The organism is Flavobacterium fluvii, assembly GCF_900129545.1.
Classification (GTDB): Bacteria; Bacteroidota; Bacteroidia; order Flavobacteriales; family Flavobacteriaceae; genus Flavobacterium; species Flavobacterium fluvii.
Map to the genome: position 1 here is coordinate 309,387 of NZ_FQWB01000005.1, position 22,679 is coordinate 332,065.

A 22,679-nucleotide genomic window follows, 5' to 3' on the forward strand; every position below is an offset into this window, starting at 1 on the left:
AACAATTAAAAGATAAAATATTTTGAATTAACGTCTGCTTATTCAACTCAAAACTTCCCGCATTGCTTTGGCTTTGAGCAAGCATTCTTCATATTCCTTTTCAGGAACAGATTGCGAAGTGATGGCGCTTCCCACGGAAAACGAGGCGTATTTTTTTTCTTGATTGTATAAAATACTTCGGATGACAACATTGAAATCGAAATCGCCATCAGGTGCAAAATAACCAACGGCACCACTATACAAACCTCTTTTTGTTTCTTCCAATTCCTCTATGATTTTCAAAACCGAAACCTTGGGAGTTCCCGTCATGCTTCCCATTGGAAAAGTAGTTTTTATCACATCGACACCCGTGTATTGAGCATCCAGTTTTGAGGTAATCGTGGAAATCATTTGGTGCACTTGCTCGAAAGAATAAATGCGGCACAATTCCTCCACTTTCACGGAACCCTTTTGGGCGGTTCGGGACAAATCATTGCGAACCAAGTCAGAAACCATTATGTTTTCAGAACGTTCTTTTGGGTCTAATGCCAATTGGTTTTTTGATTTTTCGTCTTCCATCGGATCCTGAAACCTTTTGGCAGTCCCTTTTATGGGTTGGGAAATGATTAGTTCTCCTTCTTTCTTTAAATAACGTTCCGGGGAAGCGGACAATAAAAACTGGCTGTTGTTTTTGAAATAAACCGACAATGGTGATTTTGAAATCTCGTTGAGTTTCAAAAACTTCTCCAATGGTTTGATGGCGGCATTTTCGATAAAAAATTCCATGCAAAAATTAGCTTCATAAATATCGCCCCGATGAATATGTTCCAAAATTTTTGACACTTTCTTGAGATAATTCTCTTTTGAAATGCGTTGTTTTATTTCCATTTCTATACACGGAAAGCTAACCTCGGAAAGCTGATTCAGAATTTCCTCAAAATCAGTTTCGACTTCATCATCGCACATATTGAGATATTGTATTTCGAGTTGATTTCCTTTCAATAAAAATACTTTTTTGGGTTGAAAGAAAAACAAATCCGGAAAATCCAATCCATCAAAATTATTGGAACGCAAAAGCTCGACATCATTTTTTAAATCATAGGACAAATACCCAAAAAGCCAGTCTTTGGTCACTTGTTGATATTGTTTCAAATCTTCAAAAGCATTAGGATAATCCGTTTTTACCGATGTAAAAGCATCTGCAACGAGGATACAATCATAACTGGAATAACGCTGCGGATAATCGTTGCTGTCCATAAAAACGACTTCCCTAAATTGTTGCGACCAAGTCAAAATTTGTTGCTTGAATTGAGATGGATTCTCTATATGTTTTATAATTGATGTTCTCAAGGAAATGGAATGTTTAAAAAAATCAAAATTACGACAAATTTATTTTAAAATTTTCGCTATATTTATAGTACTATTAACCATTAAAACAGTTAAATATGAAAATCGCAATCATTATTATTCGAACTCTAATTGGGCTTTTATTCCTTTTTTCATCTATCGGCTTCTTTTTAAAACTAATGCCTGAACCTACCACAACGGGAGATTTCAAGGCTTTCAATGTTGGTCTTATGGCTTCAACTTATTTGATTCCTTTGGCAAAAACAGTCGAATTCCTTTGCGGATTGTCATTTGTTAGCGGTAAATATGTAACCTTGGCCAATATCTTGATTCTACCAGTTACGGTAAACATTCTATTCATTAATTTTTTTCTTAGTCCAGACGGAATTCCACTAGCGTTATTCGTGTTTTTTGGAAACTTGTTTTTAATTTTCAGTCATTGGAGCAATTACAAAGGATTGTTCGTGCAGTAAATTATTAAATCCTACAACAACAAAAACCTGACTAGCCCAAAAAACAAGTCAGGTTTCTTTTTTTATAAACCTTCAAAAAAACTCAAAATCATCTCTTTAAATTCAATTTTATTATTACGAATAAAACTATATATTTACCATTCACTCTAATTTACCTAAACAATAACCTAAATAATTGATTTTTTTATGATTAAAACTCCGAGAATAGTACTGGCTTTACTAATAATCATTTTAGCCATTTCATGCAAAAAAGCAGAATCAGCTGGAGAAACTGTTTATGAACCCACCGACATTGCAGCTGATACCACAAGCATGGCCTCATCATCTGCGGCAGTAGAACCTAAAAATAGTGACCAAAAATTTGTTAGAACTGCTGACATCAAATTCAAAGTAAAAAATGTAGCCAATTCCACTTATGCCATCGAAAATACTGCCGTTAAATTTGGTGGTTTTGTAACCTACACCAATTTACAAAGCTCCATTTCTGAAACGAAAGAAATAAAAATAAGCCAAGACAGCACACTTGAAATTACAAAATACATCGTCGAAAACAATATTACCATTAGAGTCCCAAATGTTCGTCTGGACACTGTCATCAAAACTATTGCCAAGCAAATTGATTTTCTTGAATATCGAATTATAAAAGCAGATGACGTTTCCTTGCAAATGTTGTCGAATCAAATGGCTGAAAACAGAAGTTCAAATCAAGAAAAACGTATAGAAAAAGCAATCGACACCAAAGGCAAGAAATTGAACGACGTAATTGCCGCAGAAGACACATTGAACAATAAAAACGAGCAAAAAGACAACAGCAAACTTGAAAACCTTTCCTTGCAAGATCAAGTAAATTTCAGCACCTTGACTTTACAAATTTACCAACGTCCAACTTTTAAAGAAGAAATGATTGCCAATGCAAAAACGTACAGACAAAATTTCGGAACCCAAATTCTTGACGGAATTAAAACGGGCTGGTATGTAATCGAAGGAATCATTGCTGTTTTAGTACAACTCTGGTCAATAATTCTAATTGGAATTGGAGGCTATTTTATCTATAAAAAATATCTTAAAAAAGGGAACTAAAATCAAAACCCCGTTCAGCACAACTGAACGGGGTTTGTTTTTTTAATATAACTTTTCTAACTATACGTGCAACGCTCTATTCTCCGTGGCAGCCAAAGCCGCTTCTTTTATCGCTTCAGAGAAAGTTGGATGTGCGTGACTCATTCTTGAAATATCTTCGGCAGATGCCTTGAATTCCATTGCAGTTACCGCTTCGGCAATCAAGTCGGCGCAACGAGCTCCAATCATGTGAATCCCCAATACTTCATCGGTTTTGGCATCGGCAAGAATTTTCACGAATCCGTCCAAATCTCCGCTGGCTCTTGCTCTTCCCAACGCTTTGAAAGGAAAACTTCCTGATTTGAAGGCAACACCAGACGCTTTTAATTGCTCTTCCGTTTGTCCAACCGCAGCCACTTCTGGCCAAGTGTATACCACTCCTGGAATCAAGTTGTAATCAATATGTGGTTTTTGACCCGCCAAGATTTCGGCAACCATGGTTCCCTCTTCTTCCGCTTTGTGCGCCAACATTGCACCACGAACCACGTCACCAATGGCATAAATATTTGGCACATTGGTTTGTAAATGATCATTTACTTCAATCATTCCCCTGTCCGTGATTTTCACTCCGGCCTTATCAGCATTCAAACCATCCGTATAAGGACGACGACCAACTGAAACCAATGAATAATCTCCTTCAAGAGTTATCGTTTCTCCTTTTGCATTTTCAGCTTGAACAGTTACGCTATTTCCTTTTCTTTCCACTGATTTCACTTTGTGTGAAACGTAAAATTTCATTCCTTGTTTTTTCAGAACTTTGGTCAATTCTTTAGACAGGGCACCATCCATTCCTGGAATAATTCTGTCCATAAATTCCACTACCGAAACTTGTGCACCCAAACGTAAATACACTTGTCCCAATTCGATTCCTATAACACCACCACCAATGATGACAAGGTGTTTTGGCACTTCTTTCAAAGCCAAAGCTTCCGTTGAAGTGATGATTCTTTCTTTGTCTATTTTGATAAACGGCAACGAAGATGGTTTAGAACCTGTTGCTATAATGATATTTTTTGATTCGATAGTTTCCGAAGTTCCGTCAGCTTTGGCAATAGCCACGTGAGTCGCGTCTACAAATGATCCCAAACCATTGAAAACTGTCACTTTATTTTTGTCCATCAAGTAATTGATTCCTCCCGAAGTTTGATCCACGACAGCTTGTTTGCGGGCGATCATTTTCTCCAAATTGACTTTTACTTCACCAGAAAGTTCGATTCCATGATCTGCAAAATGGGCAATTTCGCTGTAATGATGCGAAGACGACAACAATGCTTTTGACGGAATACAACCTACATTGAGGCAAGTTCCTCCAAGAGTGGAATATTTTTCGATAATGGCCGTTTTGAAACCTAACTGTGCGCAACGAATTGCCGAAACATATCCGCCTGGCCCTGAACCTATAATGACTACGTCAAATGAACTCATAGTATGTGTGTTTTTGTTTAAGTGATGCAAAAATAAGAAATAAAATTGCAATGACCATTTCAATAGCAACGGCAATTTTCCTCAATTAAAGGATTTTTTGTTGGATTTCTTGAAGTATCAAAAACAGCGCAAACAATACTTCTATTTAATTCTTATAAATTTAATAAAATCGCATTTGAAAATTTCCCTGTTGAAAAATGATTTACTTTTTGATTTAAACATAAAAAAAGGAGAATATTCAAATTGAATATTCTCCTTTTTAGTTAGTGCTTAGTTAATTATTGCACTATCACTTTTACTGATTTTTCACCCTCAGCTGATTGGGCTTTTACAATGTAAACTCCACCGTTGATATCTAAACTAGTGTCTGCATTCGCTTGAGTCGATTTAACCAATGCACCCAGTACGTTGTAAACCTCAACTGTTGTGCTTGATTTTATGTTTGACAAGAAAATTTTGTTGTCTTTGGCAAAAACTGTTACATCAAGTTCTTTTTGGAAATTTTTATTTCCAAGCGCAGGAGTTGTTACGTTAGCACCTGTAACTTCAACTTTGTAAAGATTAACACCATTATCACTATATACATAAAGCTTACCACCACCAACTGTAGTGTAGTTTGCTGTTACAATAGCACTACCCGCAACAGGTGCTGCAGCACTACCAACTAGACTATTACCATCTGTTACAAGAACAGAACGATCAGCAGATCCAGCAGTACTACTAGCATGTCTAAACCAAACCTTTACAGTACATGGTCCATCAACTGTAAAATATAAATAACGTTGAGTTGGTTTATATGTTGGTGCGGTCACTCCTCCATTACCATTTACTTGAAATCGAGTTGTACTTGTATAACCAGTAAATGTACCATTGCTTAAATTAATAACTCCAAAATTTTTAACTGTAGAAGCTCCAGGAAAAATACCCAATTTATCCACAACTGTTTCAGTCAGATAATTAGATTCTTGAGGCGTAGCAGGTGTAGTAACAGGAGCTGGAGCACTAAGTGGCCAAGTAGCAATTTCTTGAAAATCCCAGTATTTAGTTTGAGCGTTAATTGCTGATACTGAAAATAACACAATAAAAGTTAAATAAAGTAATTTTTTTTTCATAATATAAAGTATTTGGTTAGATTGACTACAACATTGTAATCGATTACATAAAATTAGTTTATTTTTTTAATATACAATAAAAAAAAGGTGTTATTTTTATATTGTGTATATTTTATATTTCGTTTGTGCATTAAACAAACAAAAGGGTCTTAAATAAAAAATCAGAACAGAAGTAATTCTGTTCTGATTTAATTATTTTAAAAATATAATTATGCAACTTTTTGTAACAGTTTTAGGGCTTCTATAAAATTGGATCCCAATCCTTGAATATTTTATCCATTGTGTAATCTGTTGAAAATTGCTGGGCGGTTAATGTATGCGACCAATTCACTCGTGATGATCTATCAGCACCTTTTCCTGAACATTCATACTCAGCATAGAAAGTTGTTGATTCAGCTTCGGTTCTACCCCAATTAGACCACCCTAAAGGATTGATGTGTTCACCCATTTCGCATTTAATAAAAACGGTTTTGGCATCATTACGCCAAGGCCTTCCCAAATAAACCGATCCTTTAGATGTGTTTGTCGTCAATTTACAATTCAGGAAAACATAGCCATATGAAGTGCCTAAGCTTGTTGAAGCAGCCGTAATATAAGCTCCTCCCTGTTTTGAAAAAATCTCGCAATCTTCAAATAACGCAGTTGACGCACCAAAAATAAAATCGGTTGTACCTTCCATATAACAATTTTTATAATATTGTCTGCTTTTGTCTGCACGCGTATACACAGTATCCTGAAATCCCAGAAAATTACAATTGTTGAAAATCACTTTATCACCATCGATTCTTACGGCGACAGCTTGCCCTACTGGGCCTGAGGAATTTTCAAAAGTAATGTTTTCAGCTTTAAAATTATCGGCACCAACGGCAAAACTACAAGAACCCGAAGTACCTATGTTTGCTCCTGCCGCATTTTTTTTGGAAGCATAATCATCATAAGTGAGTATTGTTTTTGTTTTATCCTCTCCTATCAAAGTGACATTTATTTTGTCCTTGGGCAAATCCAATTTTTCTTTATAAATCCCATTTTTAATATAAATCTTGGTCTCTTTTTGCTTTAGAAACGGCACTGAATTTATTGCCTCTTGGACAGTCGCAAAATCTCCAGCCCCTTTTGCATCAACGACAATATCATATTTTTGGGATAAATTATTTGGATCTTGGGCAGAATTTGCTGCTGAACAATTCCATAAAAACAGTGATAAAATCCCAACGTAAACACTCTTTAGTTTCAACTTCATTTTAAACTTATTATTTTAATTTTCTTTTCAAGTTAATCGGCTAATCGTATTGTCCAGCATTAACCTCTTTCACGATACTATTCAAGTAAACTTCGATATTGTCGTAGGCAGAACTCAAATCTTTGGCATTGGCATTCTTTACGTTTGGATTTAATTTTTTTTCTATTTCCCATACATCCGGCATTCCATCATTATCCGTGTCCAGCGGAGGTGTCGTGCTTTTAAGCACCGGCCATCCGCCAACATCGCCTTGCGAATCAATAATTCCTTTTGTACTTCCATTCGTTCCTTCGAACGTATAAGTTTTATTTTTTACATTATCGATTATCCTCAAATCCACGGCATCTCTCACGAGATTGGCACCACCATATTTAAGGACTCTTTCGTAGGCTATTTGAGCAGTATGAGTGGTTACATTTCCTTTGATATCATGAGGAGTATTGACCTTCATTTTCAATTTGTCGGCATCAGAAACCACGCCATAACTCGAATGAAATTGATTGTACACACCATAATCCCAATTGTTGTTTGTGGCATTGATATTGCCTTCAACATAATTGCCATTTACATAAAATTTACCCCAAATATCATACACTTCCGTGCCAACAATCTTGTTTTTATCAATGGACAAAATTCTATCCGTCTTTGAAGTTACCGGTCCAGGCTTGTAATAACAGTTCACGATATTCACGTTCATTGCTTCTCCTCCGTAGCAACTGTTTCCTCCCCAATTGTAGACCACGTTGTTTCTTAAATCCGTTAAATCTGTCAGCGCAAAAGCCTTGCCTGCTTCTTCTCCCAATCTTGGATTTCTGCTATCGTGATGTGCCAATAAATTATGATGGAATGATGCATTTTTGCCACCCCAAACTCCACCATATCCATGGGCTCCTTTTGCATGAACAGAATTTCTCAAGGACTCAGAAATAATGGACCATTGCACGGTAGTGTTTTCGTTTGCATAAAAGGAAACACATTCATCTGTTGACCAGCTCATGGAACAGTGATCCACAATTATGTTTTTATTAAATCTCCCCCCAAAGGCATCTCCCTCTTGCATGGTTTCGTCTCCCATTCTAAATCGGATGTAGCGCACAATAACATTTCCGGTTTGAACAGTCACTGGATAATCTCTAAGACAAATTCCATCGCCAGGAGCTGATTGTCCAGCTATGGTTATATTAGGATTTATAATTTTTAAAGTCGATTTTAAACTTATGGTTCCTGATACTTTAAAAACTACAATCCTGCTCCCGGAAGCCTCGACTGCAGCCCTCAAACTTCCTGGACCAGCATCATTCAAATTGGTTACAAACAATACTGCCCCACCACGACCTCCCGTGGTGAATTGGCCAAATCCCTGGGCTCCAGGAAAAGCATAAGCATCTTCTTGAATTTTTATTGGCTTTTCAGCTACTGGTTCGGGAGTAACTGGCACATCATTTTCACTTTTACTGCAAGCCTGTATTTGAAATGTCAAAAAAACAAGCCCTAAAATTTTAATATATTTCATTTTAAAAACTATTTGGTAAAAAAAAAGACACATTGTTAAGAGGTGTCTTTTTTAAATTAATACTATTTAAGTTTTATTATTGCTTTCTCCAACGTGGATCACCAGCGGTTTTAATACCCGCGAAACTAGAATCAATAAAGTTAAAATCTGCAATCGCTGGATCTTTTCCATTAGCAGGATTTTTCCACAAATCTACAGTAGTTTTCGCATAAGCAACATTAGGGAAACCAGGAATAGGTGTACCCCCAGTAGTTAATGTAAAATCACTTGTGGAAAAAGAATTGTTCACAGTGAAATTTGTGGCTGTAAGTCCATCAATTGGATCAATAGGCCAACTAGTTGCTCCTGTACCATTAGTATCCCATCCACGACCAATAATGGTATTGGCAATAGTTATACCATCAGTAACATTACCACCAGCTGTTGCAGGAAAAGCAAAGATCTTGTTAGCTGATATTCTGGCTACTTCATTCAGTGTACAATCAGAAATCAAGATACTTTTAGCAGGAACCGTACTAGCAGTACTAATAAACTTTTCACATTTATAAAAAGTAGAATTTGTAAATGCAATGTTGCTAAATTTCCAAGCTACAGGTTCCAAAGTTATAACCCCATAACCTCTAATATCAGTTACGATAGAATTATTTATCGAATAATTAGTTATGTATCCAACATTAGCAGCCCCTTGGGAACGAAAAACCCCTCTAAAACTTGATATTCTACAATTATCGAATTTCAAATTTTCAACAGTTGCACTTGCATTAACATTAAAAATATAAATAGCAGCCGAATTTGCAGACATAAGAGTAACTCCATCAAAAACAATTGAAGAAATAACACTACCAGCTGCTAAACTAAAATTGGATGTAATATTGATAATAGCACCATTTGAAGAAGTGCTGTATCCACTTTTTATAGTAATCGATTTATCAAAACTATAACCTGTACCATTATAAGTCATGTCACCATCAAGAATGATGGTACTACCAGAAGTCGTAGCCGGATCTTTCAAGGTTGTTATCAATAAATTCGGATCGGTCTTTCCTCTTAAATCGATAACATTTCCAGTTGTTGGTATTGCAGGTTTAGTGGTATAAAGATCCCAACCCCTGATTGTTTCACCACTGTATATGGCCACCTGGTATTTTGTGCCAGGCGTTAATCCAGAAATGATTTTTGCTCCTGCTGCTATTTCGGCTGGAGTAGTAGGATAAGTAGCCAATGGAGTTGTCAATGCTTCATCTGCGCCAGCAAATACCTTTACAGCAGTAACTGCTTGATCTCCGGCTGCAACCAACCAACGAACTTTCACAGCAATATCAGTGACATCAGCAGCAGTTTGCGGCAACATTATCGTTGGAAATTTTTCAGTCTTTACACCTCCAAAATTTGAAATTTTACTGTTAAACTCTTCTTTCTCGGCAAAAGCAGTAGCTCTAACTTGATACAAAGTATTCCATAATAAATCTGTAATAACAAATTTATTTTCTGGTGTATCAAATGTTTTAAGCACCGTTTTAAATGTATCTCTACTAACTTCAATTTTGTAATACACGGCAGATTTCAATTTACCCATGTCAACCGTAATCGTATTGTTTAGGGCTAGCAAATCTTTATTCAAAACAGGTCTAAAAAGCCTTGTTTCTGGATAAGTTTCTACGGAACAAGAATTCAAATATAAAACACCTACTAGAAGTAGAAGTGCTTTAAATAAATTATTTTTTTTCATATTTTTTGTTATTTATATTAAAATAAAATTATGGATTAAAATCATTGTATCCTTCATTTTTCAACACTCCCATACTATTAACAATTGTTGTACTTGGAATTGGAAATATGTATTTAACAGGATGTCCTTGTTGGTATGGAGAAAAATAGACGTTAATAAAATTGTTGTAAGTTGTTGGGTCTGAAGTTTTCTTCAAATCAATCAACCAAGGTTTTCTGACATACGCAGGATCTACAGGAGCTACCGCTAGTTTTTCGTTAAGATTTAATATCGAAATTGTACCGTCCACATTGGTTTTTACATATACATAATCTGGCAAAGTCCCTAAACCATAAAAGGCATCATCAGCTAATTTATGTAAATTATTTACTGTTTCGTCAATTTTTTTATTGTACAAATTCCATCTAATCAACTCCGATTTACGAGTCAACTCTCCTCCAAATTCCCATGCTCTTTCATTTACGATAGCATCAAAAAAAGCATTTTTGCTTGTAGAAACATTTGCAATATATTCGTCCACTTTTACCGGCCAATCTACTGTATTAAACGCTCTTTTTCTAACCCTGCTGAAAGCTTCTTTTGCTTCAGCTGTTGGTCCATTCAATTCATTTTCCGACTCTGCAAACATTAATAAAACATCGGCATATCTCATCAATGGCCAATTGATTCCAGTTCCTTTGTCAGTCGTTTTCCCAAGAGGAGTTTTCACAAATGATCTACTCCATTTCCCTTGCGAGATAGCTCCAATTCCAACAAATTTTTGGATGTTATCTACATCTAAAATATACAACCCACAAGTCACGTCTCTTCTTTTATCTTTGAAATCAAATGAATAAAAGTAACTTGCCGGTACATTCATATAGTTACTACCTGAACCATAATTATGTTTTGCTGCATCACCACCATTAACCCTGATTCCGATATTCCAAGCCACGTCACCTTCACCGATGGCGAAAGGAACTTCGAATAAAACATCGCTGTTTTTGGCCACTATAAACTCACATTCATTTTTAAAAATCTGTGCGAAATCTGTAGGCAATTCTCTATCCTTTAATGTCATCAACTTTTTAGAATAATCTCTTGCGATTTTATAATAATCTAAATAGTCGCTTCTTCTGTCCATCTTCATTTCCGGTGTCAAGAAATACCCACCTCTTTGCAAAGATAATCTGGCAATCATTCCTATGGCAAATTCTCTATTTATTTGTTCTACTCCATAATCGTTTTTATCTGACCATTGCATCTTTTCTTCAATATCGATCAAATCTTTAATAACACTTGAAAGAATATCGTTTCTGTCTACTTTTGGCGTATTATAATCAACACCTGCAATTGGAGCTTGTATAATTAAAGGTACATCACCAAAAGTAAAGATAAGCATACTATACCAATAGGCGCGTACTGTATAGGCCTCTCCCAAGAATTGATTGTAAGTCGCTATATCAGTTGTACTCGTCAAGGGATCGTTATAGGTTTTACTTTTATGAATACCATCGATAACGACATTACAATCTCTAATGGCTTTATAAGCAAGATCCCAAACAGTTCTTAAATCTGTATTACCGTCTTTTGCTCTTATTCCAAAGATTTCATGACGCGTAGTGGAACTATTCAACTCCCCACTAGCTTCAATATCTGTATTTCCCTGGAAATTTGAAGACAATCTGGATCTAAAACCATCTTGTCCAAAATGTGCATAAATAGCATTAGTCGCTTTTCTTGCGTCAATTACATTCGAAAACACATATTGTGTATCGAAAGTGGATAATGAATCCGGTTCTAGAAAATCGGAACAGCTATTCAAACTGAATGCCATTATTATGATTACTGTTTTTTTAATGAAATTATTCATAATAAATATGTTTTAAATTTAATTTTTATTAATAAATGCCCCCAACTTAGAAGGTAAGATTCATACCAAAAGTAAATCTTCTGCTTCTAGGATAAGATGAATAATCCAAACCAGGTGTCAAAGCACTAAAAACACCATCATTCCTGTTTGAATTTACATCTGGATCATAACCACTGTATTTAGTCCATAAGGCTAAATTGGTACCTGTAACATAAAAACGTGCACTTGAAAATATCGTTTTCTTAAAATCTTTTATTGGCAATGTATATCCAAGAGTTACGTTGTTCAATCTTATATAAGAACCATCTTCAATTGCCCAATCCGTCAATACTGGTCTTGCATCACCAAAAGACATACTTCCACTCCAAAGAGTCTTGCCTTGATTCATTTCGCCCAATTGAGCTAAATCAGTAACAACATTACCAGCAACACCTGTATAAGTACCATCTGCATCAATATATGTGAATCTATTGGCAGAGTTCATCGTGTTCAACATATTCCCATAAGAGGTACGATACAATTGATTGTAATCAATTTTACCTGTATTGTAAACATCATTTCCATAAGACCAGTTGAAAAACATGGACAAATCGAATGCTTTATAGGTTGTATTTAGTCCGAAACCACCTTGTGCTTTTGGCACTGCATTTCCAATAACTTGTCGGTCATCAGTCGAAATGGCACCATCACCATTCAAATCTTTCAATTTCATGGAACCAGGTCTAACTGGAGCTCCAATAATACCTGAATTACTAGGCACATCTGCTTTAAGTACCCAAGCACTCGTTGGAGTTGTTTGAGTAAAATCATCCACGGTGTACATTCCATCATTCACATAACCATAGATCATACCTACTGTTTTCCCAATTTCCAAACGGTAATCATCTGCACTCATCAAATCAGTACTTGCCCAATTTGACTGAAATAATTTAATTTCAGTACCATCTAATTCATCAATTTTAGTCTTATTAATTCCAAAATTCATTGTAAGGCCTAAAGTTAAATCTTTTTTATCAATTATATTTGCATTGAAAGACAATTCTACCCCTCTATTGGAAGTCGCACCTATGTTCTTCCATTGATCAGCAAATCCTGTAACCTTGTATGCAAGTGATTTAAACAATAAATCCGTAGTGGTATTTCTGTAAAACTCCAAACTACCATTAATCACGGAATTAAAAAGTCTAAAGTCCAAACCAATATTTCGAGTAAGAGTCGTTTCCCAAATCAAATCAGGGTTATACAATGTTGTACCTATAATACTGTAATAGGTGTTATTAGCATTAGTACCAAAACCGGGGCCTTTTACCGTAGAAGGTTCCATCAACAATTTAGTGGAGTTGGCCGGTATTCTATCATTACCTACTTCACCATAACCAACTCTTAATTTTAACTCATTAAATACTTTAGAATTTTTCAAGAAAGGCTCACTCGTAATTTTCCAACCTGCAGAAAGAGCAGGAAAAATAGCAACATTATTCTCTCCTTCAAATTTACTGGAAGCATCACGACGTACGGTTGCAGTGAATAAATATTTATCATCATAAGCATAAGTAGCCCTAGCAAATATCGAAAACCAGTTTTCATCTGTCAACTCAGTTGTAGATTGATTATCAACTCTACCTAAAGACAAATTGGCAAACATTTCTTCAGGTGTAATGGTCGATCTAAAATCTTCCACTCTTATTGATTGGTTTTTTCCACCTTTAGATCGAACCTCTTGACCCAACATTATCCCTAAATCATGCTTTCCAAGATTTTTGAAATCATAATTCAATGTATTTACAAATCTGTATGAGTGCCCTTCAGCATCAATTTTAACCCCTAACGGCAAGCTATTTCCTGCTTGTTTAGATTCTCCCGTTTCAGGTCCATAAAACCTAAGGTTTTCTCCATACCCTTTTTCAGTTGTCAAAGCAGATTTCAAAGTCAAATTATTCAAAATATTCCAAGTAATCCCGGCATTCAATACATAACTTGTCATTTTTCTCTTTTTCCAATCTTGGGCAATTATTTCGGCTGGACTTTTCATTCCCAACATAAATTGTTCGTATTGATCGTCATCTTCAAGAGCATTAGGATCAAATTCCAATTCATCTGCAATACCATTTGTTGGTCTTGAAGTAAGGATATTTTTAATTCTCATTTGAGAACTACCAGAAGAACCTGCTCCATCTACTACTGTATTAGAAATTCTGGCCGACATGTCGACTTTCAATTTTTTTGAAATATCATGATTCAATTTAAAATTGATTGTATTTCGTTTCTGACCAGAACCAACCATCAATCCTTCGTCGTCATTAACAGTATAACTGAATATAAATTTAGTGGTTTCGCTTCCTCCCGAAAGACTTAAGTTCGTATAATAGGATATAACGTCTCTACCTAACGCCTCTTGCTGCCAATCCTTTGGTTTTTTGCTTTTATACAATTCCAAATCATCGTATTTACCAAAATATTTCTCAAAACTAGTAACATTAGTAGTTCCAGTCATCTTGGCTTTTTCATATTGCATTGTCACAAATTCATAAGGAGACAAAACCTCATAAGTTCTATCTTTAGGAAGCGTACCAATTTGCATATATTGATTAAAAGTCACGGTAGTTTTACCCGCTTTTGGTTTTTTGGTAGTCACAATAACAACCCCATTTGCTCCTTGAGCTCCATAAATTGCTGTAGTCGCAGCATCTTTTAAAACATCTATGCTTGCGATATCCCCTGGAGGAACATCATTCAAGTTATCAACCACAAAACCATCCACAACATATAAAGGTGAATTGTCTTGAGTAAGAGATCCACCACCTCTAACGCGAATCACGATATCAGCACCTGGAGCACCATCCACGGTTTGTACAGAAACCCCGGCAAGTCTACCTGCCATGGCTTCAGCCACATTGGTAACTGGAATCTTGCTTAGCTCTTTAGCACTCATTGAAGAAACAGCTCCTGTCAAATTTTCTTTTTTAACGGTTCCATAACCAAAAGAAACTATTTTAACTTCATCCAGAGACTCTGCATTTGGTTTAAGAGACACATTAACTACTGTTTTACCTGCCACTGAAACAGATAGATTTTCATAGCCTAAATAACTAAAAACCAACACCGCTTTATCAGTAGTCAATTTTAAAGTAAATTTTCCGTCCATATTAGAACCTACTCCATTCTTTGTTCCTTTTTCAATAATATTTACTCCTGGTAATGGAAACCCAGTTTCATCTTTAACAACCCCACTTATTGTTGTTCCTTGTTGAGCATAAGATTCATTGCCCATAAACACGCCAAGCAAAAGCATAATGACAAAAATTACTCTTTTGCCTTTTTCAAATACATTCATAGTATAATGTTTATTAATTAGTTAGTTTTTTTTGTTACTTTCTTTGTTAAGTTTTTTTTATTTTTTTGTTAGTTTTTAGGTAGTTAATATTCAGTTAGTTTCATTTATTTTATAGTGGTTAATAATTACGTTCAACAAATATTTCATTAAAATTCATTTTTACAACACGCTCTTTGATTATTATTGAGCAAGCTATATAGCTGTTTAATTTAAATCATTTCTACATTATTGATTTTAAATATACTTTTAAAAAAAATCAAACTTTTCCTTTATTACAAGCTTTTAAGCCACAAGATACAGACCAGAACAGAACAGCAATCGAAACAAAAAAAATAATTGAAATTTTCTTTTTTTTTTCTAATTAAAATAAAAAAAACGCCATTCCACATCCCTTTAGATACGTCAACCCGAGATTCATTTTTAACTATATAAATTACACTCTTTTTAACACTTTACTATCTATAAAAAAGAGCTTCAATAATAATTCCTGATTATAATTAAAATTTGATGTTATCAATTCCAAACTTCAATTCCCTACTTTTCAGAATCTTAATGCAATTATTCAATGAAATCTTTTTAAATATATCTCCCCTAGAATAAATAAATTCAGAGGTAATCGATTGCACAAATATAAAAAACTAATTCAATAATTCTAAAAAAAATGAAATAAAAAAATAAAATTATCTTAAAAAAACTGGTATTAATATAGTTATCATAAAAAAAGTAAGATAAAAATTCCAAATTACCAGCTAGGTTTTGGAAACAAATATTTTAATGATTATATATAAATCATTAAAAAAGAAATTATTACCAAAAAACTCTGTGGAGATTTCTTTAATAATACAAAAAAACGGAAATTTTAACATTTGTAATGTACTGCATTACAAAATTCTATCTCTTAAAAAATTACCAAGCTCAAGGAATTATTAAACCCTGGAATTCAAAAAAACAAGAAATAAAATCAGTTATTTTTTAGGTTATAAAAACCCAACACATCGAAATGATAAAAAAAAAGAGGGAAACCTGTTAACAAGTTTCCCTCCCAATTGCCATAATTGCATTCGGAAATCTATTTTCCAATAATGTGCAACTCAGAAAATCCTTTGTCAACAATCAAATAATTTAGCTTTTCGAAAGCTTTTGAATCAAATGAAATTTTCTCATTGTCAATTTCAATTTCTTTTATTTTAAATGGCAGTCCAAAAAGATTGATTTTATACTTCGAATAATTAGTACTGTACTTACCTTCTTGGTGCAATTGAATGATTAAATCTTTTTCTTTTCCGTTGGTTTGAAATGACAACAAACTAAAACGGCCTTTTTTATAATCATATCCATCTTGTGCATCTTCATAAACGAATGATTTTTCTTTTCCTTCTTTATAATACAAATCCAAAATCAATTCGTCAAATTCCAATTCTCCAACATATTGCTGTACCGGATATTTAGGAATTACGGCACCCGCTTTTACAAAAATCGGAATTTGGTCAAACTTGGTGTCCACCCAAATTTCTTTACCTCCAGAAATCAATTCGTTAGTCCAGTAATTGTACCATTGACCACGAGGAATATACATTCTTCTTCCCAATGAATTTGGTTCAAGAATAGGACAAACCAAAATTTGGTTACCAAAAATAAATTCGTCATTTCGATAATGCGTTTGAGTATCTTCTTGATCGAAATAAACCAAAGGTTTCAACATTGGAATTCCTTCCTCAATATATTGCCAAAACATGGTATATAAATAAGGTAACAATTGATAACGCAAGTTGACAAACTTTCGAGTAATGTCGATCACCTCTTCGTCAAATGCCCAAGGTTCTTGATTGCCGTGATCACCAGAAGAATGCGTTCTGCAAAAAGGATGAAAAACGCCTAATTGAATCCAACGCGCATATAACTCGCCCGAAGGTTGTTCTGCAAATCCACCAATATCAGAACCGGTAAATCCCATTCCGGAAATACACATTCTTTGTACTTGAATGTTGGCAATCCATAAATGTTCCCAAGTTGCCACATTATCTCCCGTCCAAGATGAAGTATAACGCTGGGTTCCTGAATAAGCAGATCTCGTAATCACGAAAGGTCTTTTTGGGTAAGAAAAACGTTTTACCCCGTGATAGGTAGCTCTTGCCATTTGCATTCCATAAATATTATGGGCTTTTCTATGACTACAAGGGTTACCATCATAATCATGACGGACATCCATTGGAAAGGTCTTGTTTGGCACTTCCATTACGGCTGGTTCATTCATGTCGTTCCACACTCCTTTCACACCAATATCCGAAATTAATTCCTGAAACAATCCTGCCCACCATTCACGAACCACGGGATTCGTATAGTCAGGAAAATTACATTCTCCCGGCCAAACTTTTCCTTTCATGTAAGGACCATCAGCTCTTTTGCAGAAAAAATCTTTTTCCAAAGCTTCTTTATATACCGAATATTCTTTGTCAATCTTGATTCCTGGATCAATAATTACTATGGTTTTAAATCCATCTGCGGCCAATTCGGAAACCATTCGTTTTGGATCTGGGAAATATTCTTTGTTCCAAGTAAAACATCGAAAGCCTTCCATATAATCTATATCCAAATAAATAGCATCACAAGGGATTTGCAATTCCCTAAATTTTGCGGCCACTTCTTTCACATTGCTTTCTGGATAATAACTCCATTTGCATTGATGGTATCCAAGTGCCCAAAGTGGCGGCAATTCCGGTTTGCCGGTCAAATCTGTATAAGTGGTGACCACGTCATGCATATTGGGTCCGTATATGAAATAATAATTCATTTCTCCCCCTTCTGCCCAAAAACTGGTTACATTTCTTCTTTCGTGACAAAAATCGAAATAAGTTCTGAAAGTATTGTCAAAGAAAATACCATAAGCTTGTTTGTTTTGCAATCCAACATAAAAAGGAACCACCTTATACAAAGGCTCTTGATCCTTGCCAAATGCATATTGGTCGGTGGCAAAATTCTCCACTCGCTTTCCCTTCAAATTCATTTGGGTAGCTTTGTCGCCAAGACCATAGAAACATTCTCCGTCTTTGGATGATTTACTCATCTTGACAATATTTCCTCCATACTCATAGCTCTCTTCCCAATGAAAACCCAACTCATCTTCAAGAATAACATTTTCATTCAAATCGAAAATAGATATTCTCAAATCTAATTTAAAAATTCTACACAGAACTTTACTGGTTTTTACCTGGTAATACAACTCGGTCTCCGTAATCTCAAGAAAATTGTAGCCGTGTAATTGACTTTTGTCAATAGCATACGAAAAATCGTTGCTGAAATATCCTTTTGTAGTGTAACGAAAACGCAACATGCTGTCTCTTAATACCGTTAATTTTAAAATGACACTACCGTCAGTATGAAAATATACAGAATCTCCCTCGTGCTTGATCGAAACTATCTTTGATGGATATTGGTTTCCTTTAAATTCTAATTCTGTATTTGTAATCATATCTCTCTATTTTTAACTACTAATTAATCTTTCCTTTATTTTCCAAATTTACAAAAATACTTTATACTCAATAAAATTATTAATATTTTTCACGAAAACGTTATAATCGATATTTATTTTACAATAAAAAACTTCATTTTGACTTTTTTGTTGCGAAAAAGTCAAAATGAAGTTTTACGAATATACTGTTTAACTGAACTTGTAAACCGTCACGCTTAATGGCGGCAATGTCAATTCAACCGAATATTCCCGACCATCATAAGGAGAAGCTTCTATAACCAACTTACTGGAATTCAAAACCCCGCTACCTCCGTAAACACTGGCATCACTATTGAAAATTTCTTCCAACTTGCCTTTTTGCGGCAAACCAATACGGTACTTTTCACGAACAACTTGAGTAAAATTACAAACCACGACTACATCCTCTTTCGAATTGTGTCCTTTTCGAATATAGGACATCACGGCATTTTGATGATCAGAATAATTAATCCATTCGAAACCTTCGGGACTGAACTGTTTTTCGTGTAATGCCGGATAGGTTTTATACAACGCATTCAAATCGGTTATTGTTTTCTTGATGCCTTCGTGTAAATCATATTGCAATAAATGCCAATCCAGACTTCCTTCAAAATTCCATTCGGCACTTTGACCAAATTCACTTCCCATAAACAATAATTTTGACCCTGGATGCGTGAACATGTACCCGTAAAGCAATCGCAAATTGGCAAATTTCTGCCATTCATCGCCCGGCATTCTACCTGCAATGGATTTCTTTCCATACACCACTTCATCGTGGGAAAGCGGCAACATAAAATTCTCGGAAAAAGCATAGGTCATCGAAAATGTCAAATCATTTTGATGGTATTTTCTATATACGGTTTCTTTTTGAAAATATTCCAAAGTGTCGTGCATCCAGCCCATCATCCATTTCATTCCGAAACCCAATCCACCAACAAATGTTGGTCTGGAAACCATCGAGAACGAAGTGCTTTCCTCAGCAATGGTTTGCACGCCTTCAAAATTAGAATAAACGGCTTCGTTAAAATCTTTCAAGAAACTTATGGTGTCCAGATTTTCTCTACCTCCAAAAATATTCGGTTCCCATTCGCCTTCATTTCTGGAGTAATCCAAATACAACATTGACGCCACGGCATCTACTCGAAGTCCATCTACATGATACTGTTGCAACCAGAAAATAGCATTGCTAATCAAAAACGCACGCACTTCATTTCTTCCATAATTGAAAACCAAACTTTTCCAATCCGGATGGTAGCCTTTTCTGCGGTCGGGATGTTCAAAAAGGTTGGAACCGTCAAAGAATCCCAAACCATGCGAATCCTCTGGAAAATGAGATGGAACCCAATCCAAAATTACCCCAATTCCTGCTTGATGCAATTTGTCAACCAAAACCATAAAGTCCTGCGGTTTTCCAAAACGGGAAGTCGGCGCAAAATAACCCACCAATTGATATCCCCAAGATGGATCATAAGGATATTCCATAATAGGCATAAATTCAACGTGCGTAAAACCGGTTTCTTTGACATAATTGACCAACTCGGTAGCCAATTCAAGATAGGTCAAGAATTTGCCTTCGGCATTACGTTTCCAAGAACCCAAATGCACCTCATAAACGGAATAAGGTTTGTCCAAATCATTGTGGCCTTTACGGGTTTCCATCCAGTTTTTGTCTTTCCAATCGTAATTCAAATCCCAAATCACGGAGGCGGTATGCGGTGGATGCTCGCAATACAAAGCAAATGGATCTGCTTTTTCGGTAATGACACCACCATTGTTGGATTGAATTTTATACTTGTAAGTAGTTCCTTTTTCCAAACCTGGAATGAATCCTTCCCAAATTCCAGAAGAATCCCAACGCACTTGCAACAGGTGTTCTCCCTGAATCCAATAATTGAAATCCCCAACCACGGAAACAGAACGTGCCGATGGTGCCCAAACTGCAAAATAAGTGCCTTTCACGCCATCCACTTCAATAAGATGGGCTCCAAGTTTTTCGTATAATCGGAAATGTTTTCCTGCTTTGAATAAATCAATGTCGAAATCGGTAAATAGGGAATAAGGTTGTACTTGACTCATTTTAATTGTGGTGATTTAATGGCTTTATTTTTTACGAATCTTAAATTCGATTGTGGTTTATCGTTGAATCTTGAATAAATGAAAAGGCAAATCTGGAGAAAGCTCCACATAATTCCATTCATTTTCCCAAATATAGCTATTTCCCGTAATTAAATCAGTAATATGAACCGGCAGATTTCCTAATAATTCATTTGGAAGCAAGACCATTGATTGAGCCGTATAATTGGAATCGAGGCTGGCAACCATCAAGGTTTCATCCTGTTTACCATCGTCAAATTTATAATAGGCCAAAATCTGGTCGTTATTTGTGGCACAAAAAACAATATTATTAGTTTGTTGCAACGAAGCTCGCTCCTTTCTAAACGTGTTAATTCGGGTGATTAGCTTGGTAATTTTATTTTCCTTTTCCCAATCCCATTTGAAATACTCGTACTTTTCTGAATTCAAATATTCCTCTCTTCCTGGAGCCATTGGTGTCGAAATTCGATACTCGAAAACTGGACCATAAATCCCTATACTGGAACTCAAAGTAGCCGCCAAGAAATATTTCTGGAGATGAATGGATTCATTCCCGTTTTGCAAAGCAAAAGGATTGATGTCGGGCGTATTGGGCCAAAAATTAGGACGGTAAAACTCTTTTTGTTCGGATTGAGTCAGTTCTTTAACGTATTCCGTTAATTCTTTTTTGGAATTTCGCCAAGTAAAATAAGTGTAGGATTGAGTAAATCCTTGTTTGGCCAATTCGTTCATGATTTTTGGACGCGTGAATGCTTCCGCCAAAAACAATACATCGGGATGTTTTTTCTTGATTTCGCCAATCAACCAACCCCAGAAAAAGAATGGTTTGGTATGCGGGTTATCGACTCTGTAAATCTTGACATCACATTCTTCAATCCAAAACAAAGCCACATCCAATAATTCCTTCCAAAGATTTTTCCAGTCACTGCTTTCAAAATAAATGGGTTGAATATCTTGGTATTTTTTAGGGGGATTTTCTGCATATTGCACCGTTCCGTCAGGACGCCATTTGAACCATTGCGGAAAATCTTTTACGTAAGGATGATCTGGAGCCGCTTGCAATGCATAATCCATCGCCACTTCGATTCCCAACTCCTTTGCTTTTTTGACCAAGGATTTGAAGTCTTCAATGGTTCCCAATTCGGGATGCGTGGATTTGTGTCCGCCGTATTGCGAACCAATTCCCCAAGGCGAACCTACGTCTCCAGGTTCAGCATTGGTGGCATTATTTTTCCCTTTTCTATTTACTTCGCCAATGGGATGAATCGGCGGGAAATACAAGGTATCAAAACCCATTGAGGCCACTCTTGGCAAAAGTCTTTCACAATCTTTGAACGTTCCGTGTTTCCTTTCTTCCGAGGAAGCGGAACGGGGAAAAAATTCGTACCAAGTACTGAACAATGCTTTTTTCCTGTCCACGTAGACCTGCAATTCCTTGGATTTATTTTCCAAGAATCGAATGGGATATTTCTTGAAGATTTGATGTAATTCTGCAGACAATACTTCTTGAATCGCCTTGTCGTAATCCGATTCATTAGTGAAATAAACGTCCAATTTTTCGAGATATTCTTTCTCGGAATTACTGGCTAATTTCATGACCGATTTTACATATTCGGCACCTTCCAGGAGTTCGGATTTCACATACTGGTTGTCGTTAATTTTACGCTCGGTTCCGTGTTGCCAATTCAAGGCATAATCCACCCAACCTTCGACAAAATAGGAATACAATCCTTGCTTTTCTACTTTAAAAGTAGCGTTCCATTGTTCGTTTTCTGTTGGAACCATTCGAACTTCTTCCCATTTTTTATCGGCTTCGTGTTTGAATTTTACGCAACATTCTATGATGTCGTGTCCATCTGAAAAAACGTCTGCCGAAACGGTTACGGTTTGTCCAACGATTCTTTTAATATAATAAGCCCCACCATCTATTTGAGGCGAAAGGTTTTCTATTACTATTCGTGTTTGATTCTGCATT

General features: G+C 35.7%; 13 protein-coding genes. 2 read left to right on the forward strand and 11 right to left on the reverse strand.

All coding sequences use genetic code 11. The annotated features are described in order from the left end of the window. Positions 1-42 precede the first annotated feature (42 nt). Positions 43-1,329 (reverse strand): anthranilate synthase component I family protein, encoded by a 1,287-nt coding sequence (locus BUC16_RS13030; RefSeq protein WP_073371217.1) that lies wholly within the window; start codon positions 1,327-1,329, stop codon positions 43-45. 95 nt (positions 1,330-1,424) lie between these two features. On the opposite strand from BUC16_RS13030, the gene BUC16_RS13035 reads away from it, so the two are divergent. After that, positions 1,425-1,799 (forward strand): DoxX family membrane protein, encoded by a 375-nt coding sequence (locus BUC16_RS13035; protein WP_073371218.1) that lies wholly within the window; start codon positions 1,425-1,427, stop codon positions 1,797-1,799. A 186-nt stretch (positions 1,800-1,985) separates the two neighbouring features. Further along, a complete protein-coding gene (locus BUC16_RS13040; RefSeq protein ID WP_073371219.1) occupies positions 1,986-2,879 on the forward strand; it encodes a DUF4349 domain-containing protein in 894 nt (297 codons plus the stop codon). Positions 2,880-2,939: 60 nt separating this feature from the next. On the opposite strand, the gene lpdA is transcribed toward BUC16_RS13040, so the two are convergent. The 10 genes from lpdA to BUC16_RS13090 form a co-directional block, all read right to left on the reverse strand. Continuing rightward, positions 2,940-4,343, reverse strand: coding sequence for a dihydrolipoyl dehydrogenase (gene lpdA, locus BUC16_RS13045; RefSeq protein WP_073371220.1), 1,404 nt, complete (start codon positions 4,341-4,343; stop codon positions 2,940-2,942). A gap of 278 nt (positions 4,344-4,621) precedes the next feature. Then, positions 4,622-5,455 carry a T9SS type A sorting domain-containing protein gene (locus BUC16_RS13050; protein ID WP_073371221.1) on the reverse strand — a complete coding sequence of 278 codons (834 nt, stop codon included), beginning with the start codon at positions 5,453-5,455 and terminating at the stop codon, positions 4,622-4,624. 241 nt (positions 5,456-5,696) lie between these two features. Then, entirely contained in the window at positions 5,697-6,695 is a 999-nt protein-coding gene (locus BUC16_RS13055) for a pectinesterase family protein (RefSeq protein WP_073371222.1), read from the reverse strand. Between the two features lie 40 nt (positions 6,696-6,735). Continuing rightward, on the reverse strand, positions 6,736-8,208 hold the full coding sequence (locus BUC16_RS13060) for a pectate lyase family protein (RefSeq protein ID WP_073371223.1): 1,473 nt from the start codon (positions 8,206-8,208) through the stop codon (positions 6,736-6,738). Between the two features lie 76 nt (positions 8,209-8,284). Next, entirely contained in the window at positions 8,285-9,937 is a 1,653-nt protein-coding gene (locus BUC16_RS13065) for a DUF4957 domain-containing protein (protein WP_073371224.1), read from the reverse strand. A gap of 28 nt (positions 9,938-9,965) precedes the next feature. Next, entirely contained in the window at positions 9,966-11,789 is a 1,824-nt protein-coding gene (locus tag BUC16_RS13070; protein ID WP_073371225.1) for a RagB/SusD family nutrient uptake outer membrane protein, read from the reverse strand. 46 nt (positions 11,790-11,835) lie between these two features. Beyond that, positions 11,836-15,123 carry a SusC/RagA family TonB-linked outer membrane protein gene (locus tag BUC16_RS13075; RefSeq protein ID WP_073371226.1) on the reverse strand — a complete coding sequence of 1,096 codons (3,288 nt, stop codon included), beginning with the start codon at positions 15,121-15,123 and terminating at the stop codon, positions 11,836-11,838. Between the two features lie 1,069 nt (positions 15,124-16,192). Next, the gene (locus BUC16_RS13080) at positions 16,193-18,592 is read right to left on the reverse strand and encodes a glycoside hydrolase family 31 protein (RefSeq protein WP_073371227.1); all 2,400 of its coding nucleotides are present in this window, start codon (positions 18,590-18,592) and stop codon (positions 16,193-16,195) included. Positions 18,593-18,781: 189 nt separating this feature from the next. Further along, positions 18,782-20,686 carry a 1,4-alpha-glucan branching protein GlgB gene (gene glgB / locus BUC16_RS13085; protein ID WP_073371228.1) on the reverse strand — a complete coding sequence of 635 codons (1,905 nt, stop codon included), beginning with the start codon at positions 20,684-20,686 and terminating at the stop codon, positions 18,782-18,784. 57 nt (positions 20,687-20,743) lie between these two features. Further along, positions 20,744-22,678 carry an alpha-1,4-glucan--maltose-1-phosphate maltosyltransferase gene (locus BUC16_RS13090; RefSeq protein WP_073371229.1) on the reverse strand — a complete coding sequence of 645 codons (1,935 nt, stop codon included), beginning with the start codon at positions 22,676-22,678 and terminating at the stop codon, positions 20,744-20,746. Position 22,679: the final 1 nt, after the last annotated feature.

Bases quoted from the DNA above. Each gene is read 5' to 3' on its own strand.
- lpdA (WP_073371220.1), bottom strand. From the start codon at position 4,343: ATGAGTTCATTTGACGTAGTCATTATAGGTTCAGGGCCAGGCGGATAT.
- BUC16_RS13090 (WP_073371229.1), bottom strand. From the start codon at position 22,678: ATGCAGAATCAAACACGAATAGTAATAGAAAACCTTTCGCCTCAAATA.
- BUC16_RS13060 (WP_073371223.1), bottom strand. From the start codon at position 8,208: ATGAAATATATTAAAATTTTAGGGCTTGTTTTTTTGACATTTCAAATA.
- BUC16_RS13070 (WP_073371225.1), bottom strand. From the start codon at position 11,789: ATGAATAATTTCATTAAAAAAACAGTAATCATAATAATGGCATTCAGT.
- glgB (WP_073371228.1), bottom strand. From the start codon at position 20,686: ATGAGTCAAGTACAACCTTATTCCCTATTTACCGATTTCGACATTGAT.
- BUC16_RS13035 (WP_073371218.1), top strand. From the start codon at position 1,425: ATGAAAATCGCAATCATTATTATTCGAACTCTAATTGGGCTTTTATTC.
- BUC16_RS13055 (WP_073371222.1), bottom strand. From the start codon at position 6,695: ATGAAGTTGAAACTAAAGAGTGTTTACGTTGGGATTTTATCACTGTTT.
- BUC16_RS13075 (WP_073371226.1), bottom strand. From the start codon at position 15,123: ATGAATGTATTTGAAAAAGGCAAAAGAGTAATTTTTGTCATTATGCTT.
- BUC16_RS13080 (WP_073371227.1), bottom strand. From the start codon at position 18,592: ATGATTACAAATACAGAATTAGAATTTAAAGGAAACCAATATCCATCA.
- BUC16_RS13065 (WP_073371224.1), bottom strand. From the start codon at position 9,937: ATGAAAAAAAATAATTTATTTAAAGCACTTCTACTTCTAGTAGGTGTT.
- BUC16_RS13040 (WP_073371219.1), top strand. From the start codon at position 1,986: ATGATTAAAACTCCGAGAATAGTACTGGCTTTACTAATAATCATTTTA.
- BUC16_RS13050 (WP_073371221.1), bottom strand. From the start codon at position 5,455: ATGAAAAAAAAATTACTTTATTTAACTTTTATTGTGTTATTTTCAGTA.